The sequence below is a fragment of the Streptomyces sp. NPDC088733 genome (genome assembly GCF_044751185.1).
Taxonomy (GTDB): Bacteria; Actinomycetota; Actinomycetes; order Streptomycetales; family Streptomycetaceae; genus Actinacidiphila.
The window spans coordinates 1-26,338 of the sequence record NZ_JBIVLH010000005.1; the positions used below are offsets into that span (position 1 = coordinate 1).

Here is a 26,338-nt window from a genome sequence, read left to right on the forward strand (position 1 = left end):
TCGAAGCCCCAGACACCCGGCGCCTCGCCGTCGGCCAGGATCTTGGTCTTCGAGCGCAGCTTCGCGGTCGGCTCGGTACCGTCGATCCAGATGTACTCGGCCTTGTAACTCACGGATGTCATCCTCGGGGGCGCGGGCCTTGCGGGGCGGCTGGTCTGTTCCGCAGCAGCGTCACAATCCGTGATTTCACATCCATTGCCCATGTGTTAACCCGGTGTGAACGAGCCCGCGTCCCGTGCGCCGGGCACCGCCCGGGGCCCGGTACCCCTGCCCGACAGGGCCTCTGGGCAGCACTTACGCTGTGTGCCATGCCTCACATCACCGTGGACTACTCCGCCGGACTGGCGGACGCGTTCGACCGGCGCGGCTTCGCGCTCGCGCTCCACCCGCTCATCGCCAAGACCATCGACGCGCGGGCCGAAGCCTGCACGACCCGCTTCCGCCGCATCGAGGAGGCGGTCATCGCCGACGGCGGCGCGGAGCACGCCATGGTCTACACGCAGATCTCCGTCATGGCCGGGCGCAGCCCGCAGGCCAAGGCCGAGCTGAGCGAGGCCGTCCTGGAGCTCCTGGCCGTCCACCTGGCGGCCACGCCGGAGCTGCGGGTGCAGAGCGCCGTCGACATCATCGACCTCGACCCCGCCTGGTACCGCAAGCACACCGAGCCCGCGAAGGAGGCCTGAGCATGAGCATGCGCATCGGACTGCTCGGCACCGGCCCCTGGGCCGGGATCACGCACGCCCCCGCGCTCGCCGCCCACCCCGGCGTGGAGTTCACCGGGATCTGGGGCCGCCGCCCCGAGGCGGCGGAGGCGCTCGCCGCGGAGCACGGCACGCGCGCCTACACCGACGTCGACGAGCTCATCGCCGACGTGGACGCCGTCGCCGTCGCCCTGCCCCCGGACGTCCAGGCGCCGCTGGCCGTACGCGCCGCCGAGGCCGGCCGGCACCTGCTGCTGGACAAGCCGGTGGCGACCACCGCGGACGACGCGCGCCGCGTCGCCGAGGCCGTGGAGAAGGCCGGGGTGGCCTCGGTCGTCTTCTTCACCCTGCGCTTCGCCCCGCACAGCGCCGCGTGGATCGACGAACGCGCCGCCGAGGACGGCTGGTTCACCGCCCGTGCCGACTGGCTCGGCTCGGTCTTCACCTCCGGTGACAGCCCGTACGCCAACTCGCCCTGGCGGCGCGAGAAGGGCGCGCTGTGGGACGTCGGCCCGCACGCGCTGTCGGTGCTGCTGCCGGTGCTCGGCGACGTCACCGCGCTCACCTCCGCCCAGGGCCCCGGCGACACCGTGCACCTCGTGCTCCGGCACGCGAGCGGCGCGTCCAGCACCGCCACGCTCAGCCTCACCGCGCCCCCCGAGGCGGCGGGTGTGACCGTCGAATTCCGTGGCGACCACGGGGTCTCCACGCTGCCCCCGCGCAGCGACGGACCGGTCGTCTCCTTCGGCAAGGCGGTGGACGCCCTGCTCACAGCGGCGCAGACGGGTGTCGCCCACCCCTGCGACGCCCGCTTCGGATTCCGTGTGACGGAACTGCTCGCCTCGGTGTGACCCGCGGCGCGGGAAGGGTGACGCGCCGTCAGGCGCCAAACCCTGGCGGGGGGCTTGCGAAGTGCCTATCGTTTTGGGTATGGCAGCGGACTGGTGGTCCATCGAAGTCCTCAACGCCGGCACATCCGCCGCGGCATGGCGCGACGCGTACGCGCCCGCACTTGTGGAGTCCGCGGTCACCAACCGTGCGCTGGCGTGGGAATGGCACACGTTCGGTTGGGGCGTGGTCTTCGAGCTGTGCTTCCGCGAGGAGGAGCACTGGCTCGGCTGGTACACCCTGCCCGGGATCCGGGCGGCGCTCGACGCCGTGCCCGACCCGGTCTCCGGCGTCCTGGCGCACCGCGGCCGCGGCGGCACCAGCGGCGCGTACGTCCCGCGCTCCCCGCGCCGCTCCCCGGGCGCGGCGGCGCGCGCGCTCCCCGAGCCGCCGCCGGCGCCCGGGGGCGGCCCCGTCGTACTGTGCGACGGGATCGGGCGGGTCTGACCCCGCGGGCCGCCGGGCACGGGAAGAAACCCGCTCCGGCGGGACTTGTACGGATCATGAAGGCGATCGTGTACACGGAGGGCGGCGGCCCGGAGGTGCTGCGCCTGACCGAGCGTCCCGTCCCGGAGCCCGCTCCCGGCGAGGTCCGGGTGCGGGTCGAGGTGTCCGGGGTGAATCCCACGGACTGGAAGTCGCGGACGGCCGCGCCGCCCGGCGGCGGCGAACGCGTGCCGAACCAGGACGGCGCCGGCGTGGTCGACGCGGTGGGCGAGGGCGTCGACCCCGCCAGGAACGGCCAGCGGGTGTGGATCTGGGAGGCCGCCTACCAGCGCCCCGGCGGCACCGCGCAGGAGTACGTGACGGTGCCGGAGGCGCAGGCCGTGCCGCTGCCCGACGGGGCCTCCTTCGACCTCGGCGCGAGCATCCCCATCCCCGCGATGACCGCGCACCGCGCCCTGACCCTGCTGGAGGGCGGCCCGCACCGGCTCGGCCCCGGCACGCTCCGCGGCCGCACGGTGCTGGTCGCCGGCGGCGCGGGCGCGGTCGGCAACGCGGCGATCCAGCTGGCGCGGTGGTCGGACGCGACCGTGATCGCCACGGTCAGCGGTCCCCACAAGGCGGGCCTGGCCAGGGCCGCCGGCGCCGACCACGTGGTGAACTACCGGGCGGGCGACGCGGCGGAGGAGATCCTGCGGGCGGCCCCCGACGGCGTCGACATCGTCGCGGAGGTCTCGGTGGCGGTCAACGCGCAGCTCGACCTCGCCGTGCTCGCGCCGAACGGCGTCGTCGCCTACTACGCGGACAACGGCGGCCCCGAGGTGACGCTGCCCGTACGGGAGACCTTCTCCCGCAACCTGCGCTGGCAGGGCGTGCTGGTCTACACGATGCCGGCCGCCGCCAAGCGCGAGGCGATCGCGGCGATCACCGCCGCCCTGACCGTCGGCGCCCTGCGGGTGGGCGAGGAGGCGGGCCTGCCGCTGCACCACTTCCCGCTCGTGCGCACCGCGCAGGCGCACGCCGCGGTCGAGGGCGGTGCGATCGGCAAGGTGCTCATCGACGTGTAGCGCGGGCTTCCCGCCGGCCGGGTGGGGGCACCTCCCGGCGGTAGCCGGGGGAGTCGCGTTTGTTCAAGACCGGGTGCCGCCCGCGTTCCTAGCGTGGGCGGCATGACCGATCTTCACGCGTACCTGACCGAAGCCGCCGCCGAGGCCGCCCGCATCGCCCGCGGCGTGCCGTCCGGCCCGGAGCAGCTCGCCGCCCCGACGCCCTGCGCCGCATGGGACACACGGGCGCTGCTCAACCACTGGATCCTCTACACCTCGCACGGCCTGGAGCACCGCGCCCTGCGCCGGCAGCTCCCCGAGGAGCTGACCGCCCGCGACTTCACCGCCGACCCGGACTGGGCCGGGGCCTACGCACGGCAGCTGGACCGCGCCGTCGCGGCCTGGGCCGATCCCGCCGTCCAGGAGGGCGAGATCGACCTCGGGTACGCGCGGATGCCCGCCGCCGAGATCGCCGCGATGATCGTCAAGGAGCTGGCCGTCCACGGCTGGGACGTCGCCCGGGCGACCGGCCAGGAGTACCGCTGCGGCGACGCCCTCGGGGAGTTCGTCCTCGGTGTCGTCGAACGCCACGCGGAGGTCTACCGCCAGTACGAGGGCTTCGCCGCGCCCGTCGGGCTCCCCGGTCCCGGGGCGCCGGCCTTCGACCGCGCTCTCGCGCTGTCCGGCCGGGACCCCCGGGCCTGACCGGATCAGGCGCCGATGACGTCGGTGGCGAGCAGGCCGAAGAGGAGGGCGCCGATGACGAGGCGGTAGACGATGAAGGCGTTGAAGGAGTGCTTGGCGACGAACTTCAGCAGCCAGGCGATCGAGGCGTAGGCGACCACGAAGGAGACGAGGGTCCCGACGACCAGGGGCGCCGTGTCGATGCCGGCGCCGAGCGCGTCCTTCAGCTCGTACAGACCGGCGCCGACGAGGGCGGGGATGCCGAGGAAGAAGGACAGACGGGTGGCGGCTACCCGGTCCAGGTCGAGGATGAGCGCGGTGGACATCGTCGCGCCGGACCGGGAGAAGCCGGGGAAGAGCAGGGCGAGGATCTGGGAGGAGCCGACGAGCATGGCGTCCTTGAAGGTGGTGTCGTCCTCGCCGCGCTTGTGCCGGCCCATCTGGTCGGCGACCCACATCACACCGCTGCCGACGATCAGCGACCCGGCGACGACCCACAGGGAGGCCAGCGGTCCCTCGATGAGCTTCTTGGCCGCGAGGCCGACCACCACGATCGGGATGGTCGCGAAGATCACCCACCAGGCGAACTTGTAGTCGTGGTGGTAGCGCTCCTCGCGGTTGGCCAGGCCGGTGAACCACGCCTTGCAGATCCGGACGATGTCCTTGAAGAAATAGACGAGGACCGCGGCGATGGCGCCGGACTGGATGACCGCGGAGAAGGCGACGACGGCCTTGTCGTCGACGTCGATGCCCATCAGGCCTTCGGTGATCTTCAGATGGCCGGTGGACGAGATCGGAAGGAACTCCGTGACCCCCTCCACGACGCCGAGCACAGCTGCCTGACCGATACTGATGGCGCTCATGGGACCCATCTCTGCGGAGTACGTGGCGTGCCTGCGACCGTCACGGCCGGAGCCCTACGGAGTGTAAAAGACGGGTAGCGCCCCCCGCGAACCAGGGCGCCGGTCGCACCGGCCGCCGCGCCCCGTGCGGAGCCGGGCGCCCCTTCACGCCCGGCATCCCCCGCGCGGCGGGCCCTTGGGCATACTGGCGCAGGCCAGACGCGTTCAGGAGCCCTTCATGTCAATGATCAACAACCTCCGCAAAGCCGTCCGTTTCGCTCATCCGCGCCACCGGCGCGTGGACCTGAGCCACCCCGGGCGCTCGCCCCTCGGCAGTTCGGTGGTCAACTGCGTCGTCTACCAGGAGGGTCTGCGGCAGGGAGACTGCGCCGCGTACGAGGCGATAGCCCGGGTGCGCAAGTCCGGCCGGGGGTTCGTGTGGATCGGGCTGCACGAGCCGTCCGAGGACGAATTCGCGGGCGTCGCCGAACTGTTCGGGCTGCACCCGCTCGCCGTCGAGGACGCCGTGCACGCCGAGCAGCGGCCCAAGCTGGAGCGGTACGGGGACACCCTCTTCACGATCCTGAAGACCGTCCGCTACGTCGAGCACGACCGGTTGACGGCGACGAGTGAAGTCGTGGACAGCGGCCATGTCATGGTCTTCACCGGTGCCGACTTCGTCATCACCGTGCGGCACGGCGGGCACGGCTCCCTCGGGCCGCTGCGCGAGGGGCTGGAGACCGTCCCCGACCAACTCGCCAAGGGGCCGGCCGCGGTCCTGCACGCCATCACCGACCACGTCGTCGACCAGTACCTCGCCGTCACCGCCGCCGTGCAGCGGGACATCGACGACGTGGAGGCCGACGTCTTCGCCGACTCCCGCGGCCGGGGCACCGACGCCGGGCGGATCTACCAGCTCAAGCGCGAACTGCTGGAGCTCAAGCGGGCGGTGGCGCCGCTCGGCCGGCCCCTGCAGTCCCTGTCGCAGGACCAGCTGCCCGGCATCGACGCCGATCTGCGCGCCTACTTCCGTGACGCCGCCGACCATCTCGCGCGCGCCACCGAGCAGGTCACCGCCTTCGACGAACTGCTCAACTCGATCCTCCAGGCCAATATCGCGCAGGTGACGATGGCTCAGAACGAGGACATGCGCAAGATCAGCGCCTGGGTCGCCATCCTCGCCGTGCCGACCATGATCTGCGGGCTGTACGGCATGAACTTCGAGCACATGCCGGAACTGCGCTGGACCTACGGCTATCCGCTCGCCATCGGGGTCATGGCCGTCGCCTGCTTCGTCATTCACCGCGGGTTCCGGCGCAACGGCTGGCTTTGAGGCCGGCGGCATCGGCGCGCGAACTGCCGGCGGCCGGGCGCGCACCGGTCGAGGCGGTCCCGGTCCCGGTCCCGGTCCCGGCCGCGGATCGGCGACCCCGGTGCGGCGGTGCGGCCGCCCTCGTCCCGTGATTCCGCCCGGGTGAGGAGGAGTTGACCGGCGAGGCCTGGAGACCGCCGGCCTCTCCGACCGCCCCGGCCACTCGATGACGGCACCGGATCGCGCGTCCGCCGGCGCCGGCCGCCGGGGCGCGGGGAGAAGGGCTGTCGTGAGGCTGTTCGCGCGGCGTGCTGTGTGACATATTACTGACGTGAGCAGGCCGACGAACTGCGATGTCGTGGTGGTCGGCGCCGGAATGGTGGGCGCGGCATGCGCCTACTACGCCGCCTCGGCGGGGCTCCGTACGGTCCTGGTGGACCGCGGACCCGTGGCCGGCGGCACCACCGGGGCCGGCGAGGGCAATCTGCTGGTCTCCGACAAGGAGCCGGGTCCGGAGCTGCGGCTCGCCCTGCTGTCCGCGCGGTTGTGGCGCGAACTGGCCGGGGTCCCCGGGCTCGGCCGGGCCGTGGAGTACGAGCCCAAGGGCGGGCTGGTGGTCGCCGCCGACGAGGCGGGCGTGCGCGCGCTCGACGCGTTCGCCGCCGGCCAGCGGCAGGCCGGCGTGGACGCCGTGCCCGTCGCCGCCGACGCGCTGCGCGACCTCGAACCGCACCTCGCGCCCGGCCTCGCGGGCGGCGTCCACTACCCGCAGGACGCCCAGGTGCAGCCCGCGCTCGCCGCCGCCCACCTCGTCCGCGCCGCACGCGACATGGGCGCGGAACTGCGCACCGGGTCCGCCGTCACGGCGCTGCTGCGCGCCGCGGACGGCTCGGTGCGCGGGGTGCGCGTCGGGACGGCGGAGATCCACGCCCCCGCCGTGGTCAACGCCGCGGGCACCTGGGGCGGCGAGATCGCCGCCCTCGCCGGGGTGCGGCTGCCGGTGCTCCCGCGGCGCGGCTTCATCCTCGTCACCGAACCGCTGCCGCCCGGCACCGTCCGCCACAAGGTCTACGCGGCCGACTACGTCGCCGACGTCGCCAGCGACTCGGCCGCCCTCCAGACCTCCGCGGTCGTGGAGTCCACCGCCGCGGGGCCCGTCCTCATCGGTGCCAGCCGCGAACGCGTCGGCTTCGACCGCACGCTCTCCCTCCCCGCCCTGCGCCGGCTGGCCGCCCAGGCGGTCGCGCTCTTCCCGCGGCTCGCCGAGGTCTCCGCGATCCGCGCGTACGCCGGTTTCCGCCCGTATCTGCCGGACCACCTGCCCGCGATCGGCCCCGACCCGCGCGTCCCCGGACTCCACCACGCCTGCGGCCACGAGGGGGCCGGCATCGGACTCGCCCCCGCCACCGGCCACTTGATCGCCCAGGTGCTGACCGGGACGCCGCCCGAACTCGACCTCACGCCCTTCCGCCCCGAGCGCTTCGACGCGATGGAGACCCCGTGACCCGCCGCACGCCGCTCCGCCTCGCCCGCGCCGCACCCGGGCCCGCCTTCACGGTCACCCTCGACGGGCGCGAGATCCCGGTCCTGCCCGGCCGTACGGTCGCCGCCGCGTTGTGGTCGGCCGGTGTCGTCTCCTGGCGTACGACACGGACGGGCGGCGAGCCGCGCGGGGTCTTCTGCGGGATCGGCGTGTGCTTCGACTGCCTGGTCACGGTCAACGGGCGCCCGGGGCAACGGGCCTGTGTGGTCGAGGCGCGGCCCGGCGACGTCATCGAGACGGGGGAGGGGTCGTGAGCGCGCACCTCGTCGTCGTGGGCGCCGGACCCGCCGGGGTCGCGGCCGCGGTGGCGGCGGCCGACGGAGGCCTGCGGGTCACCCTCGTGGATGCCGCGTCCGAGGCGGGCGGCCAGTACTACCGGCAGCCGGCCGCGGGGCTCGGCGCCCGCCGGCCGCAGGCCCTGCACCACGCCTGGCGCACCTGGCGCCGGCTGCGCGACCGGCTGGCGGCCCACATCGCGGCGGAGCGCGTCCGTCACCTGGCGAATCATCAGGTCTGGCTGCTGGAGCCCGGCTTCACCGTGCACACCCTGGAGTCGGGGGCGCTGCGGGCGGACGGGGTCGTCGTCGCCACCGGCGGGTACGAGAAGGTGCTGCCCTTCCCCGGGTGGACCCTGCCCGGGGTGGTCACCGCGGGCGGCGCCCAGGCCATGCTGAAGGGCGGGCTGGTCCTGCCGGGCCGCACCGTCGTCGTCGCCGGGACCGGGCCGCTCCTGCTGCCCGTCGCCGCCGGCCTGGCCGCGGCCGGTGCGCGCGTCGCCGCCCTCGCCGAGGCGGCCGACCCCCTCGCCCTGCTGCGCCGCCCCGGCTCCGTGCCGCCCGGCAAGCTCGCCGAGGGCGCCGGGTACGCCGTCCGGCTCGCCCGCCACGGAGTCCGCCCGCTGCGCCGGCACACCGTCGTCGCCGCCCACGGCACGAGCCGCGTCGAGGCAGTCACCCTTGCCGGGCCCGGCGGCGCCCGGCGCACGGTGCCCTGCGACACCCTCGCCGTCAGCCACGGCATGCTGCCGCACACCGACCTCGCCGACGTCCCGCACACCGACAGCGAGCAGCGCGCCCCCGCGCCGGGCCTGTGGGCCGCGGGCGAGGCCACCGGCATCGGCGGCGCCGCGCTCGCCCTGGCCGAGGGCGAGATCGCTGGCCGCTCCGCAGCCGCCCGCCTGCGCGGCACGGAACCCGACCCCGCCGCCTGGGCCCGCGCCGCCCGCGCCCGCGACCGGCTGCGCCGCTTCGCCGAGGCCCTCGACACCGTCTACCGGGTGCCCGACGACTGGGCCGGCACCGTCGTCACGGACGAGACCGTCGTCTGCCGCTGCGAGGAGGTGCCCGCCGGCGCCGTGCGCACCGCCGTGCGCGACCTCGGCGCCGGGGACCTGCGGACGGTCAAACTGCTGACCCGCGCGGGCATGGGCCACTGCCAGGGACGCGTCTGCGGGCCCGCCGTCGCCGCGGTCGCCGGCTGCCCCTTCACCCCGCCGGCCCGGCCCTTCGCCCGCCCCGTACCGCTCGGCCTGCTCGCCGGCGGCACACCGCCCCCGCAGGGGGCCGGCCACGACCACAGCGCGACCGCAGCAGAGGAAGCCGGACGAGAGGGGACACAGGATGGACCGGAATGAAGGACGGCCGTGGCGGGGGGTGCTCGTCGCGACCGCGTTGCCGCTGCGGGCGTCGGACCTCGCGGTGGACTACGACGCCTACGCCGAGCACTGCCGGTGGCTGGTCGCCGGCGGCTGCGACGGGGTCGTGCCCAACGGCTCGCTCGGCGAGTACCAGGTGCTCACCCCCGCCGAGCGGGCCAAGGTCGTGGAGACCGCGGTCGCGGCGGTCGGCGGGGACCGGGTCATGCCCGGGGTGGCCGCGTACGGGTCCGGTGAGGCGCGCCGGTGGGCCGAGCAGGCGGCGGACGCCGGGTGCGCGTCCGTGATGCTGCTGCCGCCCAACGCGTACCGGGCGGACGAGCGGTCGGTACGTGCCCACTACGCGGAGGTCGCCAAGGCGGGCCTGCCCGTGGTGGCGTACAACAACCCGCACGACACGAAGGTCGACCTGACGCCGCCGCTGCTGGCCGCACTGCACGCCGAGGGCCACATCCGGGCGGTGAAGGAGTTCAGCGGCGACGTGCGCCGGGCGTACGAGATCGCCGAACTCGCCCCGGAACTGGACCTGCTGGTCGGCGCCGACGACGTACTCCTCGAACTGGCCGCCGCCGGCGCCAAGGGCTGGGTCGCCGGCTTCCCCAACGCGCTTCCGCAGGTCACCACCGCGCTGTACCGCGCGGCGGTCGCGGGCGACCCGGCGGCGCAGCCGCTGTACCAGGCGCTGCACCCCCTGCTGCGCTGGGACTCGCGGACGGAGTTCGTGCAGGCGGTGAAGGTGTCGATGGACGTCGCGGGCCGGTACGGCGGCCCCTGCCGCGCGCCGCGCCAACCGCTGCTGCCGGAGCAGGAGAAGGCCGTCCGGGCGGCGACCGAGCAGGCCATCGCGGCCGGCGCGAACTGAGCGGGGGCCCACGATGCGCAGCTCCCTGGTCCTGCACGCCGTCGACTCCCACACCGAGGGCATGCCCACCCGCGTCGTCACCGGCGGGATCGGCACCGTCCCCGGCGCCACGATGAACGAACGCCGGCTGTACTTCCGCGACCACCTCGACCACATCCGCCATCTGCTGATGGACGAACCGCGCGGCCACGCCGCCATGAGCGGGGCGGTCCTCCAGCCGCCCACCCGCCCGGACGCCGACTGGGGCGTCATCTACATCGAGGTCTCCGGCTACCTGCCGATGTGCGGCCACGGCACGATCGGCGTGGCCACCGTCCTCGTCGAGACGGGCATGGTGGCGGTGACCGAGCCGGTCACCACGATCCGCCTGGACACCCCGGCCGGCCTCGTCGTCGCCGAGGTCGCCGTCAGCGGCGGCGCGGCCACCGCCGTGACCCTGCGCAACGTCCCCTCGTTCGCCGTCGCGCTGGACCGCAAGGCCACCCTCGCCGACGGCCGCACGGTGACGTACGACCTCGCCTACGGCGGCAACTTCTACGCGATCCTGCCGCTGGAGGCCTTCGGCCTGCCCTTCGACCGGGCCCGCAAGGACGACATCCTCGCCGCCGGTCTGGCCCTGATGGACGCCATCGAGGCCGACGACCCGCCCGTCCACCCCGAGGACCCCACCATCCGCGGCTGCAAGCACGTCCAGTTGCTCGCCCCCGGCTCCGACGCGGTCCGCTCCCGGCACGCGATGGCCATCCACCCCGGCTGGTTCGACCGCTCCCCGTGCGGCACGGGCACCAGCGCGCGCATGGCGCAGCTGCACGCCCGCGGCGAACTGCCGCTGCACGAGGACTTCGTGAACGAGTCCTTCATCGGCACGCACTTCACCGGCCGGCTGACCGGCACCACCGAGGTGGGCGGGCACCCCGCCGTCCTGCCCTCGATCACCGGACGCGCCTGGATCACCGGCACCGCCCAGTACCTGCTGGACCCGGACGACCCCTTCCCGGCCGGATTCGTCCTGTAGCGGCCCCGCCCCGATACTGGTCGCCGACCCCATGCCCGGACGCCGAGGAGGACCGGCCCGATGACCGCTCACGACGGGCCCGCCCTGCCCTCCCTCGGCGGGCAGCGGCCCAGCTACCGCGAGCGCGTCGCGGACGCCCTGCGCGCCGCGCTCGTGGCGGGCGAACTGCGCCCGGGGGAGGTGCACTCCGCGCCCGCCCTGGCGGGCCGCTTCGGGGTCTCGGCCACCCCGGTGCGCGAGGCCCTGCTCGACCTGGTGAAGGAAGGCCTGGTGGACCCGGTGCCCAACAAGGGCTTCCGGGTCACCGAGGTCTCCGAGCGGCAGCTCGACGAGTACACGCACATCCGCGCCCTCATCGAGATCCCCACCGTCACCGGTCTTGCCGCCGGCGCCGACCCCGCCGCGCTGGAGGAGCTGCGCCCGGCCGCCGAGGCCATCGTCGCCGCCGCCGCGACCGGCGACCTCATCGGCTACGTCGAGGCCGACCGGCGCTTCCACCTCGGCCTGCTCGCGCTGGCCGGCAACGCGCACCTGGTCGAGGTCGTCGGCGACCTGCGCAAGCGCTCCCGCCTGTACGGGCTGACCGCGCTCGCCGAACGCGGTCTGCTGACGGCCTCGGCCGAGGAGCACCTGGAGCTGCTCGACGCCCTGCTCGCCCGCGACGAGGAGGCGGTGCGGGCGGTGATGACGCGTCATCTCGGCCACGTCAGGGGCCTGTGGGCGCGCTGATACGGTGGCCGGACCCCGAACCCCGTGGGTGGGAGCGTGACCCGCATGACCCTGCTCGTTGCACCGGCCGCCGCGCGCGCCGCCGGTGACCGGTAGGGCGGGCGCGTCGTGGGGCCCTTCTTCACCTTGCGCACCGAGCCCGGGGAGCCGCGCGCCGAGGGCTTCATGCCGCTGGCGGAGGTGTACGCGGGGCCCGCGCGGGAGGCCCTGACCGGGCGGGTCGCCGAGGTCGGCCGCCGGCTCGGCACGGACGAACGGCGCGTCGCGGCCTCGCTGGCCCACCAGGGTCTCGCGGCCCGCCTCTGGTCGGTCGCCCTCGGCCCCGCGGCGCTGACCGGGCAGCTGCCCGACGTGGCCGGCCTGTGGTGGCATCCGGAGCGGGCCGTGCCGGACGAGCTGTGGCTGCCGCCGGCGGGGGAGGGGCTGCCGGCCGACCGGCTCGGCGAGGCCGTCCTGCACGGGCACCTCGTACCGCTGACCGAGGCCGTTTGCGCGGTCTCCGGGGTCTCCGCGGGGCTGCTGTGGGGCAACGCGGCCTCGGCGCTGGCCGGGACGCTGCGGGTGCTGCACAGCTGGTGCCTGGGCGAGGGCGGGCGGCCCGAAGCGGCGAGCCGGGCGGCCGCCTTGGTGGCGGCACTGCTGGCCGACCCCTTGCTGCGGGACGCCGGGACCCTCGGCCTGTCCGGACCCGCCGCTCCCGCGTACATGCGGCGCAGCTGCTGCCTGTACTACCGGGTGCCCGGCGGCGGTCTGTGCGGCGACTGCGTACGGCGCTGAGGACGGGCCGGCCGGTCCGGCGGGTGCCGGACGGAAAGACGACCACCCCCCGGGAAGGACGCACCTGGGACCGCAGGTGCGCCCGGTCCGAAGGCTGACGGGCCGGCCGCGTCCTCGCCCTCCATGCTGATGCCCCTGAGTAGTTGTTGCAAGCCCTGTGCAACAAGCGTCGTCCGGACCCGGCCGTCACGGAGGGGTGACACGCGGGGCCAGCGTCGCGGACTCCGCGCCCGACAGCTCGTCCAGCGAGCGCCCGCGCGTCTCGATGCGGAAGGTCCACGTCACGAGGAGGCCCAGCGCGCTGGTCACGGCCACGCCGTACAGCAGCGCACTGGTCCCGGCGGCGTTCAGCAGCACCGGGAAGAGGAAGGTGCCCAGCGCCGCGCCGAGCTTGCCGCAGCCCGCCGCGAAGCCGTGGCCCGCCGCCCGCACGTCGGAGGGGAAGACCTCGGCGGGCAGGGTGAACGTCGTGGCGTTCGGGCCCAGGTTCATGAACGTGTTGAACAGCGCGAAGCCCACGAACACCAGCGGCAGGTGCGCGTCGCCCCCGCCGGGCAGCTGCTCGGCCACCGCCAGCATGCACAGCGCCACGGTCATCATGGCGAAGCCCGCGAGCTGCAGCGGCACCCGCCCGACCCGTTCCACCAGGACGATCGCCAGCACGAAGCCGACCACCAGGAAGACGTCCAGCAGCGCCGTGCCCTCGGTCGAGGCGATGTCGTCCGAGATGAACGTCGCGTTCGCCCCGCCGAGCGCCAGCCCGGCCAGCAGGGTCGGGGTGAAGATCCCCACCCCGTACGTCGCGATGTCCATCAGGAACCACGGCACCGCCGTGAAGACCGTGCGCCGCCTCAGCCGTCGTGAGAACAACTGCGGTTGCAGGAAGGCCTTCAGCCCCTCCGGCGGCGCCTCGCCGCGCTCCCGGTCCGCCTCCGTCACATGGCAGTCCCGCCCGGTCATCCTCCGCGTGATCGCGCAGGCCTCCGCCTCGCGCCCGTTCTGCGCCAGCCAGCGCGGGCTCTCCGGCACGTTCCGCCGCAACCAGATGATCACCAGCGCCGGCACCACCCCGAAGCCCAGCATCAGCCGCCACGACCCGGTCTCCGGCGCCGCCAGCAGGATCACCACACCGGCCGCGGCCCCCAGCACGATCCCCGCCGCCTGGAGGCTGAACGCGCTCACCAGCCACCGTCCGCGGTTGCGCGCGGGAAGGATCTCGGCCACGTAGCTCGCCGCGATCGGGTAGTCCAGCCCCACCGCGACGCCCAGCAGCAGCCGGAAGACGATCAGCGACCAGATGTCCCACGCGCAGGCGCACGCCACCGAGAACACCACGAACAGCCACAGGTCGACCTTGAAGATCCGGCTCCGCCCGATCCGGTCCCCCAGCGGCCCCAGCGCCGCCGCCCCGAACACCGCCCCCACGATCGCCGCCGACGACAGCAGCCCGCGCTCGGCCGCACTTCCCCCGAAGTCCTTGGCGATCAGCGGGTTCGCCACCCCGATGATGAAGAAGTCGAACCCGTCCAGCAGGATCCCCAGCCCCGCCAGCAACCAGAACCTCATGTGCAGCCGCGACATGGGCGCACTGTCCAGCGCCGCACCGAGCGGCCGCGACGTGCGGGGAGAGCTGTTGGTCACCACATGCAAGGAGTCAAGGTCACCCGCTCCGGCCGATCAACGTGCCACGCCCGATGCCCCCCAATGGTCACCGGCAGCCACCCGGCCGGTGGAGTCGACCGGCGTCGCCGGGATCCTGGGGCGAACTCGCGCCCGAAGCCGAAGACTTGCCCGGACGTACGACGGCCGCCGCCCGTGTCCTCCGCATGCGAGAGGACACGGGCGACGGCCCCGAAATGCCTGTGAACGCGCGGGCCGGAGACCCGCGGCCCTGTCACACGTCGAAGTAGAGCTCGAACTCGTGCGGGTGCGGCCGCAGCGCGATCGGCGCGATCTCGTTGACCCGCTTGTAGTCGATCCACGTCTCGATCAGGTCCGGGGTGAAGACCCCGCCCTGGAGGAGGAACTCGTGGTCGGACTCGAGGGACTCCAGGACCGCCGACAGCGAGGTCGGGACCTGCGGGACGCCCGCGTGCTCCTCGGGGGCGAGCTCGTAGAGGTCCTTGTCGACGGGCTCGGCCGGCTCGATCTTGTTCTTGATGCCGTCGAGGCCGGCGAGCAGCAGCGCCGAGAAGGCCAGGTACGGGTTGCCCGAGGAGTCCGGGGCGCGGAACTCGATGCGCTTGGCCTTGGGGTTGGCACCCGTGATCGGGATGCGGATGGCCGCGGAGCGGTTGCGCTGCGAGTAGACCAGGTTGACCGGGGCCTCGAAGCCGGGCACCAGGCGGTGGTAGGAGTTCACCGTGGGGTTGGTGAACGCCAGCAGCGCCGGGGCGTGCCGCAGGATGCCGCCGATGTAGTAGCGGGCGGTGTCCGACAGGCCCGCGTAGCCCTGCTCGTCGTAGAACAGCGGGTCGCCGCCTGCCCACAGCGACTGGTGGACGTGCATGCCGGATCCGTTGTCGCCGAAGATCGGCTTGGGCATGAAGGTCGCGGTCTTGCCGGCCCGCCAGGCGACGTTCTTCACGATGTACTTGAAGAGCATCAGGTCGTCGGCCGCGGCGAGCAGCGTGTTGAACTTGTAGTTGATCTCGGCCTGGCCGGCGGTGCCCACCTCGTGGTGCTGGCGCTCGACCTGGAGGCCGGACTTCATCAGCTCCAGGGTGATCTCGGCGCGCAGGTCGGCGAAGTGGTCGACCGGCGGGACCGGGAAGTAGCCGCCCTTGTACTTGACCTTGTAGCCGCGGTTGTCCTGCTCCGCACCGCTGTTCCAGGCGCCGGCCTCGGAGTCGATGTGGTAGAAGGACTGGTTCGCGCTGGTCTCGAAGCGGGCGCTGTCGAAGACGTAGAACTCGGCCTCGGGGCCGAAGTACGCGGTGTCGGCGATGCCGGAGGAGGCGAGGTAGGCCTCGGCCTTCTTCGCCACGTTCCGCGGGTCACGGCTGTACTGCTCACCGGTGATCGGGTCGTGGATGAAGAAGTTGACGTTGAGCGTGGAGTCCTTGCGGAACGGGTCCAGCTTGGCCGTGGACAGGTCCGCGATCAGCGCCATGTCGGACTCGTGGATGGCCTGGAAGCCGCGGATCGAGGAGCCGTCGAACATCAGCTGCTCGTCCGGGTCGAAGGACTCGACCGGGACGGTGAAGTGCTGCATCACACCGGGCAGGTCGCAGAACCGGACGTCCACGAACTTGACGTCGTTGTCCGAGATGAACTTCTTCACCTCGTCGGCGTTTTGGAACGACATCCAACTCCTCCTTGGCCCGGCCCGGGAGGCCGGATTGCAGCTCATGGGTGCGACCAGTGCGGTGGCGCACGTTGGAGGTGACGATAGGGACCGGGCATTTCCCCGTCGTGACCCATTTGTTTCTTGCAGGTTAACCGAGTGGCCGGGTGTGCGACGGGTCGGGCGCGGGCGGCCCGGGACGGGCGCGTACCGTGGAGCCGTGGACAACAGGGATGTCATCGGATCGTGGATCGAGGGCCCGAAGGCGGCCGCCGAGCGGATGGGCGTGGACTTCGGCTACCGCGGCAAGCGCCTCGGCCTGCCGGAGGAGGGCCCCGGCTCGATCGCCCCGGTCGGGCGGCGGATCGCGGCGCTCTTCATCGACTGGGGCCTGTGCGCGCTGATCGCATACGGCCTGATCGCGCACCGTGACGCGGCCGCGGCCAATCCGTGGACCACGGTCGTCTTCGGTGTCATGAGCGTGCTGCTGCTGGGCACCGTCGGCACCACCCCGGGCAAGCGCCTGCTGGGGCTGCGCGTGATCCGGGAGGACGGCGCCCGGCTCGGCCCCGGCGCGGCGGTGCTGCGCACCTTCCTCCTCCTGCTGGTGGTCCCGGCGGTGGTCTGGGACCGCGACACCCGCGGCATGCACGACCGGGCGGTGAAGGCGGTCCAGGTCCGGATGTGACCACCTGCCACCACACGAGAACGGGCCGTGCCCCGGACGATGGACATCGTCCGGGGCACGGCCCGTTCTGCTGCGTTCCTCGGGCGGTGGCCCGGTCCTCAGCGGCCCTTCGGCATCCGCATGCCCTTGGGCATCGGGCCCTTCGGGACCGGCATGTTGCTCATGAGGTCGCCGAGCGCCCGCAGGCGGTCGTTCACCTCGGTGACCTTGGGACCCGGCAGCACGCGCGGCAGCTTCAGCAGCGTCGCGCGGATCTTCTTCAGGGAGACCTCGCCCTCGCCGTTGCCGACGATGATGTCGGTCACCGGCACGTCGTAGACCACCCGCGACATCTTCTTCTTCTCGGCGGCCAGCAGGCTCTTCACCCGGTTCGGGTTGCCCTCGCCCACCAGGACGATGCCGGCCTTGCCGACCGCGCGGTGCACGACGTCCTGGTTGCGGTTCATCGCCACCGCGGGCGTCACCGACCAGCCCCGGCCGACGTTGTCCAGTACGGCCGCCGCGGCGCCGGGCTGTCCCTCCAGCTGGCCGAAGGCCGCCCGCTCGGCACGCCGTCCGAAGACGACCGCCATCGCGAGGAGGGCCAGCAGGAAGCCCAGGATGCCCGCGTAGATGGGGTGACCGATCGCGAAGCCGATGGCGAGGATGACACCGAAGGTGACGACTCCCACAGCCGCGAGGACGAGTCCGACCTTGGAGTCGACCCGCCTGGTCATCTTGTAGGTCTGGGCGATCTGCTTGAGGCGCCCAGGGTTGTTCTCGGATGTTTCCCTCGCCATGCCGCACAGGATACGTGTCCCGCACGGCGCGGGCCCCACCGGAGGGGTGGGAAACCCACCGGGCGGCGGCCGGGAAGGGGCTAGAAGGTGTCCTGCCGGCCCGTACGGGCGGAGACCAGGGCGTCCATGACGTGCTGGGCCTCGCGGCGGTCCCGGGCGCGCTTGCGGTCCTCGAGCACGGCCGTCCAGGCGTTGCGTCGCGCGGTCGCCTCGGCGCCGCGGAACAGGAAGGACTCCACGGCGCGCAGCGCGCCCGCGGCGGCGCCGGGGATGGTGCTCTGGCGATGGAGCTGTGCGGCCTCGGCCTGCATGGTGGTGTCCCCCTCAGGACGGCTCAAACGCGTCTGGTTGTTCCGCTTATCCAGAGTCACCACATTGTGTTACCAGCCCGTGACTGGCCGGTCAAACCGTCGTGAAACCCGGGCGGTCCCTTTGCGTCGGCCTGCTGCGTCCGCTGCACGTCAGAGACACGAAAGGGGCCCGAGCGGGGCCCCTGACGTGACGAACCGCACGTTCGCCGGCCGAGTGCGGTGGGTGATCAGACCGCCTCGGCGGCCACCGCTCCGCGCCGCTCCATCGCCTGCTGGAACAGGCGTCCCGCCCGGTACGAGGACCGCACCAGGGGGCCGGACATGACACCGGCGAAGCCGATCTCCTCGGCCTCCTCCTTCAGCTCCACGAACTCCTGCGGCTTGACCCAGCGCTCCACCGGGTGGTGGCGCAGGCTCGGCCGCAGGTACTGCGTGATGGTGATCAGCTCGCAGCCCGCGTCGTGCAGGTCCTGGAGGGCCTGGCTGATCTCCGCGCGCTCCTCGCCCATGCCGAGGATCAGATTGGACTTGGTCACCAGGCCGGCTTCGCGGGCCTTGGTGATGACCTCGAGCGAGCGCTCGTAGCGGAAGCCGGGGCGGATGCGCTTGAAGATCCGCGGGACCGTCTCGACGTTGTGCGCGAGCACCTCGGGGCGGGCGCCGAAGACCTCGGCGAGCTGCGCGGGGTCCGCGTTGAAGTCCGGGATGAGCAGCTCGACCTTGGTACGGCCGGCCGCGCGGGCGCCGGTCATGGCGTGGATCTGGCGCACCGTCTCGGCGTACAGCCAGGCGCCGCCGTCCTCCAGGTCGTCGCGGGCGACACCGGTGATCGTGGCGTAGTTCAGGTCCATCGTGACGACGGACTCGCCCACCCGGCGCGGCTCGTCGCGGTCGAGCGCCTGCGGCTTGCCGGTGTCGATCTGGCAGAAGTCGCAGCGGCGCGTGCACTGGTCGCCGCCGATGAGGAAGGTGGCCTCGCGGTCCTCCCAGCATTCGAAGATGTTGGGGCAGCCGGCTTCCTGGCACACCGTGTGCAGGCCCTCGCGCTTCACCAGGCCGTGCAGCTCGGTGTACTCGGGGCCCATCTTCGCCCGGGTCTTGATCCACTCGGGCTTGCGCTCGATGGGGGTCTGGCTGTTGCGGACCTCCAGACGCAGCATCTTGCGGCCTTCAGGTGCCACAGCTGACACGGTCGACTCCCTCTCGCGACTTCATTTCCTCGGTGAACATCAGCCTACGCCCGTGGATTCCCACCTCAGACCGCGCGCGGCAGCGGCTCGGCCGACTCCAGTACGGCCCGCAGGTGCTTCTCCACGACCGGCAGCGCGTCCGTGACGCCGATCTCCCGCCCCAGCTCGTTGCTGAGCGAGGCCACGCCCGCGTCCCGGATGCCGCACGGCACGATCCGGTCGAACCAGGTGTTGTCCGGGTTGCAGTTGAGGGCGAAGCCGTGCATGGTGACGCCCTTGGCGACCCGGATGCCGATCGCGCCCAGCTTGCGGTCCTCGCGGCGCTGGCCGGCGTTGGAGGGGGCGTACTCGGGGCCGGACAGCCGCGGGTCGAACTCGTCGTCGTGCAGACGGGGGTCGAAGTCCAGGGTCAGCCCGGGGATCACCGCGGGGCGGTCCTCGATCGGGTCGCCGAGCACCCACACCCCGCTGCGGCCCTCCACACGGGTCGTCGTCAGGCCGAACTCGGCGCACGCGTTGATCAGCGCCTCCTCCAGCCGGCGCACATGGGCGACGACGTCGACCGGGCGCGGCAGCTTCAGGATCGGGTAGCCGACGAGCTGGCCGGGGCCGTGCCAGGTGATCTTGCCGCCGCGGTCCACGTCGATGACCGGCGTGCCGTCCAGCGGGCGCTCGCTGTCCTCGGTGCGGCGGCCGGCGGTGTACACCGGCGGGTGCTCCAGCAGCAGGCAGGTGTCGGGGACCTCGTCCGCGAAACGCGCGGCGTGCACCCGGCGCTGCTCCTGCCATGCCTCCTGATACTCCACGGCGTCCTTGCCGAAGCCCAGATGGACGAAGTGCAGCTCACTCACGGCCGCTCCCTTGTGATCGCGTGCTGCGGCGCCCGTTCGGTCGACACCGGGCGCCCTGGCAACTGTACGTCCGCCGCGGTCCTGCCTTGCAGCGGGCTGCAGATAGCACCCGAAACGGGCGGAGGGATGGATTCCGGCGTTATGCGGGGGAAGGTTCACCCGTTACAGCGAATGCGAGGCTCCGGTAGTGAGCGTCCCGGTACAGAACGTTACATTCGCGCCGTTCTTGAGATAGCCCGGAAGGCAGGGGACCGCACCACTGATGTCCGACCGTTCCTCGCAGCGCCCCCCCAACCGCCAACTCGCGGCCCTCATCGCCGAAGCCGGCTTCTCCAACGCGGGACTCGCCCGCCGCGTGGACCAGCTCGGCATCGAGCACGGGCTCGACCTGCGGTACGACAAGACCTCCGTCACCCGCTGGCTGCGCGGCCAGCAACCGCGCGGCACCACCCCCGCGCTGATCGCCGAGGTCTTCACCCGGCGGCTCGGGCGGCGGCTGTCCGCCCACGACCTCGGCCTCGACGCCGTGGCCCCGGTCTACGCGGGACTGGAGTTCGCCGCCTCCCCCGAGGAGGCCGTGGAGATCGTGTCCGGGCTGTGGCGCAAGGACACCGGCAGCCCTGCCGACCTGCGCAAGATCGCCTTCACCCCGGCCGGCCTGGTCGTCCCCAGCCGCGACTGGCTCATCGGGCGCGCGGACGACCGCGTCGGGCGCAGCGCCGAACCTGGCCCCGCGGGCGGCGGCGTGCCCCGGCTGCCCGCCCAGCGCACCCGCGGCGACGCGGCGCCCCAGGTGCCGGGAGGCCCGGGCGGGAACCGGGTCACCATGGGCGACCTCGCCGCCCTGCGCTCCGTCGGCGAGCTCTTCCGCTCCCTGGACAACGCCTTCGGCGGCGGCCACGCCCGCCAGGCCCTCGTGCGCTACCTGGAGCACGAGGCAGAACCGATGCTGCGCGGCAGCTACGGCGAGACCATGGGCCGCCGCCTGTTCGCCGCCGTCGCCGACCTGACCCGGCTCGCCGGCTGGACCTCGTACGACATCGGCGCCCACGGGCTCGCCCAGCGCTACTTCGTGCAGTCGCTGCGGCTCGCCCAGGCGGCCGGCGACCGGGTCTACGGCGGCTACGTGCTGGTCACGATGAGCCGCCAGGCGGTCTACCTCGGGCACGGCCGCGAGGCCGTCCAGCTCGCCCGGGTCGCCCAGCAGGGCGTGGGCAGCGCGGCCCCGCCGGCCGTCCAGGCGCTGCTGCACGCGGCCGAGGCCCGCGGGCACGGCCTGCTCGGCGAGGTCCGGGCGTGCACCGCGGCGCTCGTGCGCGCCGAACGCGCCCTGGAGGCCGCCCGCGCCGGGGACGACGTCCCGTCCTGGGCCCGCTTCTTCGACGAGGCCCAGCTCGCCGACGAGTTCGGCCACTGCCACCGCGACCTCCAGCAGTACCGCGCCGCCTCCCAGCACGCGGAGCGCTCCCTGCAACTGCGGCCCGCCGCCTACGCCCGCAGCCGGCTGTTCTGCCGCACCGTGCTCGCCACCGCCCGCCTCGGACTCGGCGAGGTCGACGCGGCCTGCGCGCTGGGCGCCGAGGCCATGCAGGCCGCCGTCGAGATGCGCTCGGTGCGCGCCCTGGAGTACGTGCGGGACTTCGGCCGCCGCCTCGACGCGCACCGCGACGCCTCCTCGGTACGCGCCTTCCACGACCGGGCCGCGGCCCTCGGGGTGCTGGTGGGCTGAGGCGTGCCGGCCGGCCCCGGGGCATTGCTCCAGGGGCCGGCCGGACGGTTTCACGCGGCCAGGGGCTCCGTTCGGGACCCCGGGTGCAGGCCCACGTCGCGCAGCAGCCGCTGCGCCGCGCGGCGCCCGGACAGCATCGCGCCCTGCACCGTGCTGGTGTCCCGGTGGTCGCCGCAGACGTACAGCCCCTGGAGGATGCGCACCGGGCGGCGCAGATCGTGCGGCGCGGGCATGGCGGGCACGGCCTCCGGGTCGTGGTGCACGGCCAGCAGCCGCCAGCCCGCGGTGGAGGTGCCGTAGAGCTCGGCGAGATGCGCGCGCACCGCGTCGTCGTCCGGGTCGGGGACGGCCGCGGCACCGAGCAGCACCGAGGTCACCAGCGTCCGGCCGACCGGCGCGCGGGACGGGTCGACCAGGCTCGCCGGGAGCGAGTGCGAGACCGGCCCGCGCCGGTCCGCGTCCAGGACGAGCGCGGCCTCCCGCAACGGCGCGGTGGGGGCCGCGTGGTGGACCACGGTGACGGCGTGGAACTCCGGCACGCGCAGCCCCGGCAGCAGCTCGGCCGCCGCGCGGGCCCCGGTGGCCACCACCACGGCCCGGCACGGCAGTTCCTCCTTCTCCTCGGTCAGCACCGCGTTGGTGGAGGCCGCCACCGCGCGGGTGCCCAGGCGCAGCGACCCCTCCGGCAGCGCGCCCGCGAGCTGCCGCGGCAGGGCCTCGGCTCCGCCCGCGGGAAGGCAGGTGCGCCCCAGGGCGAAGGCCCGCAGCACCAGGTCGGCGCAGCGGCTGGACGTCGTCAGCCAGGGGTCGCACAGCAGCGCGGAGAGCAGCGGCCGCAGGTACCCGTCGACCGCGCGGGGGGCGAACCCGCGTGCGGCGAGCGCCTCGGCGGCCGTCGTCTCGGGCCGCTCCAGGAGGCGTTCGACCGGGGTGTCGGCGAGACGGTGCAGGGCCGTCCGCAGCCTGGCCTTGTCCAGCGGCGATCCCAGCGGGGCGCGGGCCGCCGCCAGGGCCCCGCGCGGGTCGCCGACGCGGTAGCCGCGGCCCGCGGCCCGCACCAGAACGGCGGGTGAGAACGGCCGCAGCTGGAGGTTGTCCAGACCCGGCGTGCGGAGCAGCTCCGGGTAGGAGGTGTTGAGCAGTTGCGGGCCCCGGTCCAGCAGGAAGCCGTCCACCTCGTCGGTGGCCATGCGCCCACCGGCCCGGTCGGCGGCCTCCAGGACGGTCACGCGGAGCCCTGCGCTGATCAGATGATGCGCCGCCGACAGACCGGCCACGCCGGCCCCGATCACGCATACGTCCGTTGAAGAACCGGTAGAGCGTGCTGTTGAGAGCACGTTGCCCCTCCCCGAGGTCGGCACGTTTCCCCGCTCGCGTCAGCTGGCGCTGGAAGCGTCATGCCCAGAACTTCCCCAACTGATGCCGCCCGAGGGCCGCCTGGTGGCATTCAGTGCCTTTCGTCGGCCAGTGCCGCGCGGATCGCCTCCTCGATGCCGGGGTGGGCGAAGACGAACCCGGTGTCGAGCAGCACGCGCGGCACGGCCCGCGTACTGCCGAGGATCTCGGTGGAGAACTCCCCGACGACGGTGCGCAGGACGGCCGCGGGGACCGGGAACAGCGCGGGCCGGCGCAGCACCCGGGCCATGGCGGCGGTCACCTCGGCGTTGGTCGGCGGCTCGGGCGCGCAGAGGTTGACCGGCCCGGCGACCGTGTCGTGGTCGATCATGTGGCGCAGCGCCGCGACCTGGTCGCGCAGCGAGATGAAGCTCCAGTACTGCCGCCCGCTGCCCAGCCGCCCGCCCACTCCCGCCTTGAACAGCGGGAACAGCCGCCCCCACGCGCCGCCCCGTCCCGAGACGACCAGGCCCGTCCGGGAGAACGCCGTCCGGATGCCCGCGTCCCGCGCCGGGGCCGCGGCGGCCTCCCAGTCGCGGCACACGCCGGGCAGGAACCCGTCCCCGTAGGGCGCGCTCTCGTCGACCCTGCGGTCGCCGGTGTCCCCGTACGCGGTGATCCCGGACCCGCTGACCAGGACGCGCGGCGGTGCGGCGAGGGAGGCCAGTGCCCCGGCGAGCGTCGCGGTGCCCCGTACGCGGCTGTCGTGGACGGTCCGCTTGTACGCCGGGGTCCAGCGGTGGTCGCCCACCCCCGCCCCGGCGAGGTTGACCACGGCCTCGACGCCCTCCAGGGCCGCGGTGTCGATCCCGCCGCCCTCGGGGTCCCAGCGCGCCTCGTCCGCCGCGGAGGGCGGGCGCCTGACGAGGCGTACGACGTCGTGGCCGTCGGCGAGCAGGGAGCGGACCAGGGCGGAGCCGATGAGCCCGGACGAGCCGGTGATGGCGATGCGCATGGGGACATGGTCGCGTGCCGGCGCGCCCCGTTGTGGCAGGGTGACGCTCATGTCCGGGATACATGTGCGCGCCGCCCTGCTCTCCGACGACCCCGACCTCGCCCGGCTGGACCGCGCCACGTGGTCCACGCTGCACGCGGTGACGCCCCCGCCGCGCGAGCACGGGGACTTCTTCGACGGGCACTCCGGGCCGGACGCCCACCTGGTCGCCGAGGTGGACGGGCGGACGGCCGGATACCTCCGGTTCGTGCCGCCGACGCCGCTGGTCTCCAACGGCCATGTACGGCAGATCCAGGGCCTGGCGGTCGACACCTGGGCCCGCGGTCGCGGCGTCGGGCTCGAACTCGTCATGGCGGCACTGGAGGCCGCCCGCGGGCAGGGCGCGCGGCGCATGACGCTGCGGGTGCTGGGCCACAACACCCCGGCCCGGCGGCTGTACGAGGCCGCCGGGTTCGCGGTCGAGGGCGTCCTGCCCGGGGAGTTCCTGCTGGACGGCGCCTACGTGGACGACGTGTGCATGGGGCGGGCGCTGTGACGGCCGCCGCGACCGCGCGGGAGGCTCAGCCGAAGCGCTCCCACAGCCGGGGGAAGCGCTGCGCCACCGCGTCCGCGTTCTCGAAGTCGACGTAGACGCCCTCCGGCTCGGCCGGCTGCGGCGGCAGGTCCAGATCCGGCAGCCGCACCCCGGTCAGCTGCTCGTACGCCTCGTCGGCCGCGTACCCCAGGTCCTCGGCGTCGCCGTCCACCTCGGGGTCGAAGTCCGGGGCCAGCTCCGCCAGCGCGTCGGGATCGTGCACCGCGCCCTCGAAGACATGGCGGCCCTGCCCGATCAGCCAGCACCGGAAGAAGTCGAACGCGTCGTCACCGGCCCCGCCCAGCATGAGATCCGCGGCGCCCCACACGTCCCACCGGTACGCCCGGTTGAAACGGCTCTCGAAGTGCCGCGCGAAATCGACGACGGACTCCGGGTCGAGCTGCGTCAGCCGCTCCACCAGCAGATCGGCGTGCTCCTCCGGGTCCCCGCCGGCCGCCGTCCGGGTACTGTCGACGATCTCCCAGAACTCCGTCTCGTCCATCACCGCTCCAGCATCCTGTCTGCGGCCTGCCCCCGCACGCGGAGAGACGCGGATGCGCCCGTGTCGTGACGTTACTCGCCCCGCGCGGGGGCCTGCGCACGCGGGTGTTGACGCCGCCGCCGGGACGGGCGGCCGGTACGGGAGTTGACGGGGCGGCGGGGGTCAGCCGGCGTAGGCCGCCGCCATCGCGCGGGCGGCCTCGGCGAAGCGGGCGCGCAGCGGGGCGGGGGAGAGGAGTTCGGCGCCGGGGCCGAGGGCGAGGAGCTGGTGGTAGGCGACGTCGAGGGACTCCACGGCCAGGGTGACGGTGACGCGGCCGTCGGCACCGGGCGGCGCGGCGGCGGCCAGGGCGTCGCGGGCCGCGGCCGCGTCGGCGACGTACGGCAGGTGCCGGGCGCCGTCCGGGGTGAGCCGCAGTACGACCTCGGCGCGCAGCACGGAGCGGGCGAACGCGGCCGCCCGCGCCTCCCAGAACGCGGGCAGGTCGAACGCCGGGTCCCTGACGAAGCGTTCGGGCAGGACCTCGGCAGCGGTGAACCGGTCCACCCGGTACACCCGGACCGCCTCCTCGGCCCGCTCGGCTCTCTTGGCTTCCTTGCCGGCCTCAGTCGGCTCGGCTCTCTCGGTCCGCTCGACCCTCTTGGCCTCCTCGGGCCTCTCGGTCCGCTCGGCCGCCTCGGTCCGCTCGGCTTCCTGGGCCCCCGGGGCTTTCTCGGTCCGCTCGGACCCCTCGGCCCCCGGGGCCTTCTCGGCCCCCCGCGCCCCGTCCGCCCGCGCGACCGCGTACCAGACGCCGGCCTTCAGCACGAGCGCGTACGGTTCCAGCTCCCGTGCCACCTCCGTGTCCGCGCGCCGGTACCGCGCCCGCAGCCGGCGGTCGCCCCACACCGCCTCCGCCAGGGCCGGCAGCAGCGGCGGCGTGGCCGGTTCCTGCCACCATCCGGGCGCGTCCAGGTGGAAGCGCTGCGCGGCGGCGCGCGGGGCGTCCCTCAGTTCGGGCAGCAGCGCGGCCGCCACCTTCAGCCGGGCCGCCGATCCCGCGTCGTGCAGTCCCATCGCCTCCAGCGCGGCGGGCACCCCGGACAGGAACAGCGCCTCCGCCTCGGCGCGGGCGAGCCCTGTGAGCCGGGTCCGGTAGCCGTCCACCAGCCGGTAGCCGCCGGCGCGCCCGCGCTCCGCGTACACCGGGACGCCCGCCTCCGACAGGGCCTGCACGTCCCGGCCGACCGTCCGCTCGGAGACCTCCAGTGCCCCGGCGAGTTCGGCCGACGTCATCGAGCCGTGGGACTGCAGCAGGAGGACGAGGTGGATCAGCCGGGCCGCGCGCATGCCGTCGAGGCTAAGCCCTGGGTCCGACACCGCGGCGGGGCCGGCCCGGGACGTCCGGGCCGGCCCCCGGGGGCCCGCTGCGCGCGCCTCGGCGCGGGGGGAAGGTCGACGCAGCGCGCGACCCGCAAGGGCGTGGAGGCCACTGAGGGGGGTGGTCGCCTCCCCGCCCTTGCCGGCGGTGCATGGTGGCCATGCCCCCTCCTGTACGGACGCCGCGCCCCAACCACTCACCGCCGCCCGGGATTTCTCCGG

27 protein-coding genes and 1 pseudogene are annotated in these 26,338 nt (G+C 74.0%); 16 read left to right on the plus strand and 12 right to left on the minus strand.

Annotation, left to right across the window (positions count from 1 at the left end; genetic code table 11):
* Positions 1 to 185, minus strand: a pseudogene (locus tag ACIP64_RS10725) (glutamine synthetase); the annotation flags it as partial.
* A gap of 123 nt (positions 186 to 308) precedes the next feature.
* On the opposite strand from ACIP64_RS10725, the gene ACIP64_RS10730 reads away from it, so the two are divergent.
* From ACIP64_RS10730 to ACIP64_RS10750, 5 genes are all read left to right on the plus strand, one after another.
* Positions 309 to 683, plus strand: coding sequence for a 5-carboxymethyl-2-hydroxymuconate Delta-isomerase (locus tag ACIP64_RS10730; RefSeq protein ID WP_401583845.1), 375 nt, complete (start codon positions 309 to 311; stop codon positions 681 to 683).
* Between the two features lie 8 nt (positions 684 to 691).
* The gene (locus tag ACIP64_RS10735) at positions 692 to 1,552 is read left to right on the plus strand and encodes a Gfo/Idh/MocA family protein (RefSeq protein WP_401584724.1); all 861 of its coding nucleotides are present in this window, start codon (positions 692 to 694) and stop codon (positions 1,550 to 1,552) included.
* Positions 1,553 to 1,631: 79 nt separating this feature from the next.
* Positions 1,632 to 2,036, plus strand: coding sequence for a hypothetical protein (locus tag ACIP64_RS10740; protein WP_401583848.1), 405 nt, complete (start codon positions 1,632 to 1,634; stop codon positions 2,034 to 2,036).
* Positions 2,037 to 2,092: 56 nt separating this feature from the next.
* A complete protein-coding gene (locus ACIP64_RS10745) occupies positions 2,093 to 3,100 on the plus strand; it encodes an NADPH:quinone reductase (RefSeq protein WP_401583850.1) in 1,008 nt (335 codons plus the stop codon).
* 102 nt (positions 3,101 to 3,202) lie between these two features.
* Positions 3,203 to 3,784, plus strand: coding sequence for a TIGR03086 family metal-binding protein (locus tag ACIP64_RS10750; protein ID WP_401583853.1), 582 nt, complete (start codon positions 3,203 to 3,205; stop codon positions 3,782 to 3,784).
* A gap of 5 nt (positions 3,785 to 3,789) precedes the next feature.
* Here the strand turns inward: ACIP64_RS10750 and ACIP64_RS10755 are convergent, their stop codons facing one another.
* Positions 3,790 to 4,626 (minus strand): undecaprenyl-diphosphate phosphatase, encoded by an 837-nt coding sequence (locus ACIP64_RS10755; protein ID WP_401583856.1) that lies wholly within the window; start codon positions 4,624 to 4,626, stop codon positions 3,790 to 3,792.
* 217 nt (positions 4,627 to 4,843) lie between these two features.
* On the opposite strand from ACIP64_RS10755, the gene ACIP64_RS10760 reads away from it, so the two are divergent.
* From ACIP64_RS10760 to ACIP64_RS10795, 8 genes are all read left to right on the plus strand, one after another.
* Positions 4,844 to 5,938 carry a magnesium and cobalt transport protein CorA gene (locus ACIP64_RS10760; protein WP_401583858.1) on the plus strand — a complete coding sequence of 365 codons (1,095 nt, stop codon included), beginning with the start codon at positions 4,844 to 4,846 and terminating at the stop codon, positions 5,936 to 5,938.
* 310 nt (positions 5,939 to 6,248) lie between these two features.
* The gene (locus ACIP64_RS10765) at positions 6,249 to 7,421 is read left to right on the plus strand and encodes an NAD(P)/FAD-dependent oxidoreductase (protein WP_401583861.1); all 1,173 of its coding nucleotides are present in this window, start codon (positions 6,249 to 6,251) and stop codon (positions 7,419 to 7,421) included.
* Complete coding sequence (locus ACIP64_RS10770) at positions 7,418 to 7,714, plus strand: (2Fe-2S)-binding protein (RefSeq protein WP_401583864.1); 297 nt, start codon at positions 7,418 to 7,420, stop codon at positions 7,712 to 7,714. The genes ACIP64_RS10765 and ACIP64_RS10770 overlap by 4 nt, the downstream gene beginning before the upstream one ends.
* Entirely contained in the window at positions 7,711 to 9,093 is a 1,383-nt protein-coding gene (locus ACIP64_RS10775) for an FAD-dependent oxidoreductase (protein ID WP_401583867.1), read from the plus strand. The genes ACIP64_RS10770 and ACIP64_RS10775 overlap by 4 nt, the downstream gene beginning before the upstream one ends.
* Positions 9,080 to 9,976, plus strand: coding sequence for a dihydrodipicolinate synthase family protein (locus ACIP64_RS10780; protein ID WP_401583870.1), 897 nt, complete (start codon positions 9,080 to 9,082; stop codon positions 9,974 to 9,976). The genes ACIP64_RS10775 and ACIP64_RS10780 overlap by 14 nt, the downstream gene beginning before the upstream one ends.
* Before the next feature lie 13 nt (positions 9,977 to 9,989).
* On the plus strand, positions 9,990 to 10,991 hold the full coding sequence (locus ACIP64_RS10785; protein WP_401583872.1) for a proline racemase family protein: 1,002 nt from the start codon (positions 9,990 to 9,992) through the stop codon (positions 10,989 to 10,991).
* Between the two features lie 60 nt (positions 10,992 to 11,051).
* Positions 11,052 to 11,720 (plus strand): GntR family transcriptional regulator, encoded by a 669-nt coding sequence (locus tag ACIP64_RS10790; protein WP_360911515.1) that lies wholly within the window; start codon positions 11,052 to 11,054, stop codon positions 11,718 to 11,720.
* A gap of 108 nt (positions 11,721 to 11,828) precedes the next feature.
* The gene (locus ACIP64_RS10795) at positions 11,829 to 12,497 is read left to right on the plus strand and encodes a (2Fe-2S)-binding protein (RefSeq protein WP_401583875.1); all 669 of its coding nucleotides are present in this window, start codon (positions 11,829 to 11,831) and stop codon (positions 12,495 to 12,497) included.
* Positions 12,498 to 12,683: 186 nt separating this feature from the next.
* On the opposite strand, the gene ACIP64_RS10800 is transcribed toward ACIP64_RS10795, so the two are convergent.
* The gene (locus ACIP64_RS10800) at positions 12,684 to 14,078 is read right to left on the minus strand and encodes an MFS transporter (RefSeq protein ID WP_401583877.1); all 1,395 of its coding nucleotides are present in this window, start codon (positions 14,076 to 14,078) and stop codon (positions 12,684 to 12,686) included.
* A gap of 313 nt (positions 14,079 to 14,391) precedes the next feature.
* The gene (gene glnA, locus ACIP64_RS10805; RefSeq protein WP_401583880.1) at positions 14,392 to 15,804 is read right to left on the minus strand and encodes a type I glutamate--ammonia ligase; all 1,413 of its coding nucleotides are present in this window, start codon (positions 15,802 to 15,804) and stop codon (positions 14,392 to 14,394) included.
* Between the two features lie 199 nt (positions 15,805 to 16,003).
* Between glnA and ACIP64_RS10810 the strand changes: the two genes are divergently transcribed.
* Entirely contained in the window at positions 16,004 to 16,471 is a 468-nt protein-coding gene (locus tag ACIP64_RS10810) for an RDD family protein (RefSeq protein WP_360911508.1), read from the plus strand.
* Positions 16,472 to 16,569: 98 nt separating this feature from the next.
* Here the strand turns inward: ACIP64_RS10810 and ACIP64_RS10815 are convergent, their stop codons facing one another.
* The 4 genes from ACIP64_RS10815 to lipB form a co-directional block, all read right to left on the minus strand.
* Positions 16,570 to 17,250, minus strand: coding sequence for a DUF4191 domain-containing protein (locus ACIP64_RS10815; RefSeq protein ID WP_401583883.1), 681 nt, complete (start codon positions 17,248 to 17,250; stop codon positions 16,570 to 16,572).
* Between the two features lie 80 nt (positions 17,251 to 17,330).
* Positions 17,331 to 17,561, minus strand: a complete 231-nt coding sequence (locus tag ACIP64_RS10820) for a hypothetical protein (protein ID WP_360911622.1) — start codon at positions 17,559 to 17,561, stop codon at positions 17,331 to 17,333.
* A gap of 227 nt (positions 17,562 to 17,788) precedes the next feature.
* Positions 17,789 to 18,751, minus strand: coding sequence for a lipoyl synthase (gene lipA / locus ACIP64_RS10825; protein WP_401583886.1), 963 nt, complete (start codon positions 18,749 to 18,751; stop codon positions 17,789 to 17,791).
* Between the two features lie 65 nt (positions 18,752 to 18,816).
* Entirely contained in the window at positions 18,817 to 19,602 is a 786-nt protein-coding gene (lipB, locus tag ACIP64_RS10830) for a lipoyl(octanoyl) transferase LipB (protein WP_401583888.1), read from the minus strand.
* A gap of 262 nt (positions 19,603 to 19,864) precedes the next feature.
* Between lipB and ACIP64_RS10835 the strand changes: the two genes are divergently transcribed.
* Entirely contained in the window at positions 19,865 to 21,331 is a 1,467-nt protein-coding gene (locus ACIP64_RS10835) for a regulator (protein ID WP_401583890.1), read from the plus strand.
* 50 nt (positions 21,332 to 21,381) lie between these two features.
* Here the strand turns inward: ACIP64_RS10835 and ACIP64_RS10840 are convergent, their stop codons facing one another.
* On the minus strand, positions 21,382 to 22,623 hold the full coding sequence (locus ACIP64_RS10840) for an NAD(P)/FAD-dependent oxidoreductase (RefSeq protein ID WP_401583893.1): 1,242 nt from the start codon (positions 22,621 to 22,623) through the stop codon (positions 21,382 to 21,384).
* 155 nt (positions 22,624 to 22,778) lie between these two features.
* Positions 22,779 to 23,681 (minus strand): TIGR01777 family oxidoreductase, encoded by a 903-nt coding sequence (locus tag ACIP64_RS10845; protein ID WP_401583896.1) that lies wholly within the window; start codon positions 23,679 to 23,681, stop codon positions 22,779 to 22,781.
* 49 nt (positions 23,682 to 23,730) lie between these two features.
* On the opposite strand from ACIP64_RS10845, the gene ACIP64_RS10850 reads away from it, so the two are divergent.
* Positions 23,731 to 24,216 (plus strand): GNAT family N-acetyltransferase, encoded by a 486-nt coding sequence (locus tag ACIP64_RS10850; protein WP_401583899.1) that lies wholly within the window; start codon positions 23,731 to 23,733, stop codon positions 24,214 to 24,216.
* 25 nt (positions 24,217 to 24,241) lie between these two features.
* On the opposite strand, the gene ACIP64_RS10855 is transcribed toward ACIP64_RS10850, so the two are convergent.
* Positions 24,242 to 24,757, minus strand: coding sequence for a DUF4240 domain-containing protein (locus tag ACIP64_RS10855; RefSeq protein ID WP_401583902.1), 516 nt, complete (start codon positions 24,755 to 24,757; stop codon positions 24,242 to 24,244).
* A gap of 162 nt (positions 24,758 to 24,919) precedes the next feature.
* On the minus strand, positions 24,920 to 26,086 hold the full coding sequence (locus tag ACIP64_RS10860) for a WYL domain-containing protein (protein WP_401583904.1): 1,167 nt from the start codon (positions 26,084 to 26,086) through the stop codon (positions 24,920 to 24,922).
* Positions 26,087 to 26,338 lie beyond the last annotated feature (252 nt).

Coding starts and splice junctions, on each gene's coding strand:
- ACIP64_RS10740 (WP_401583848.1), top strand. CDS start 1,632: ATGGCAGCGGACTGGTGGTCCATCGAAGTCCTCAACGCCGGCACATCC.
- ACIP64_RS10855 (WP_401583902.1), bottom strand. CDS start 24,757: ATGGACGAGACGGAGTTCTGGGAGATCGTCGACAGTACCCGGACGGCG.
- ACIP64_RS10815 (WP_401583883.1), bottom strand. CDS start 17,250: ATGGCGAGGGAAACATCCGAGAACAACCCTGGGCGCCTCAAGCAGATC.
- ACIP64_RS10785 (WP_401583872.1), top strand. CDS start 9,990: ATGCGCAGCTCCCTGGTCCTGCACGCCGTCGACTCCCACACCGAGGGC.
- ACIP64_RS10850 (WP_401583899.1), top strand. CDS start 23,731: ATGTCCGGGATACATGTGCGCGCCGCCCTGCTCTCCGACGACCCCGAC.
- ACIP64_RS10760 (WP_401583858.1), top strand. CDS start 4,844: ATGTCAATGATCAACAACCTCCGCAAAGCCGTCCGTTTCGCTCATCCG.
- ACIP64_RS10780 (WP_401583870.1), top strand. CDS start 9,080: ATGGACCGGAATGAAGGACGGCCGTGGCGGGGGGTGCTCGTCGCGACC.
- ACIP64_RS10755 (WP_401583856.1), bottom strand. CDS start 4,626: ATGAGCGCCATCAGTATCGGTCAGGCAGCTGTGCTCGGCGTCGTGGAG.
- ACIP64_RS10860 (WP_401583904.1), bottom strand. CDS start 26,086: ATGCGCGCGGCCCGGCTGATCCACCTCGTCCTCCTGCTGCAGTCCCAC.
- ACIP64_RS10845 (WP_401583896.1), bottom strand. CDS start 23,681: ATGCGCATCGCCATCACCGGCTCGTCCGGGCTCATCGGCTCCGCCCTG.
- ACIP64_RS10735 (WP_401584724.1), top strand. CDS start 692: ATGCGCATCGGACTGCTCGGCACCGGCCCCTGGGCCGGGATCACGCAC.
- glnA (WP_401583880.1), bottom strand. CDS start 15,804: ATGTCGTTCCAAAACGCCGACGAGGTGAAGAAGTTCATCTCGGACAAC.
- ACIP64_RS10730 (WP_401583845.1), top strand. CDS start 309: ATGCCTCACATCACCGTGGACTACTCCGCCGGACTGGCGGACGCGTTC.
- ACIP64_RS10820 (WP_360911622.1), bottom strand. CDS start 17,561: ATGCAGGCCGAGGCCGCACAGCTCCATCGCCAGAGCACCATCCCCGGC.
- ACIP64_RS10790 (WP_360911515.1), top strand. CDS start 11,052: ATGACCGCTCACGACGGGCCCGCCCTGCCCTCCCTCGGCGGGCAGCGG.
- ACIP64_RS10745 (WP_401583850.1), top strand. CDS start 2,093: ATGAAGGCGATCGTGTACACGGAGGGCGGCGGCCCGGAGGTGCTGCGC.
- ACIP64_RS10835 (WP_401583890.1), top strand. CDS start 19,865: ATGTCCGACCGTTCCTCGCAGCGCCCCCCCAACCGCCAACTCGCGGCC.
- ACIP64_RS10750 (WP_401583853.1), top strand. CDS start 3,203: ATGACCGATCTTCACGCGTACCTGACCGAAGCCGCCGCCGAGGCCGCC.
- ACIP64_RS10800 (WP_401583877.1), bottom strand. CDS start 14,078: ATGTCGCGGCTGCACATGAGGTTCTGGTTGCTGGCGGGGCTGGGGATC.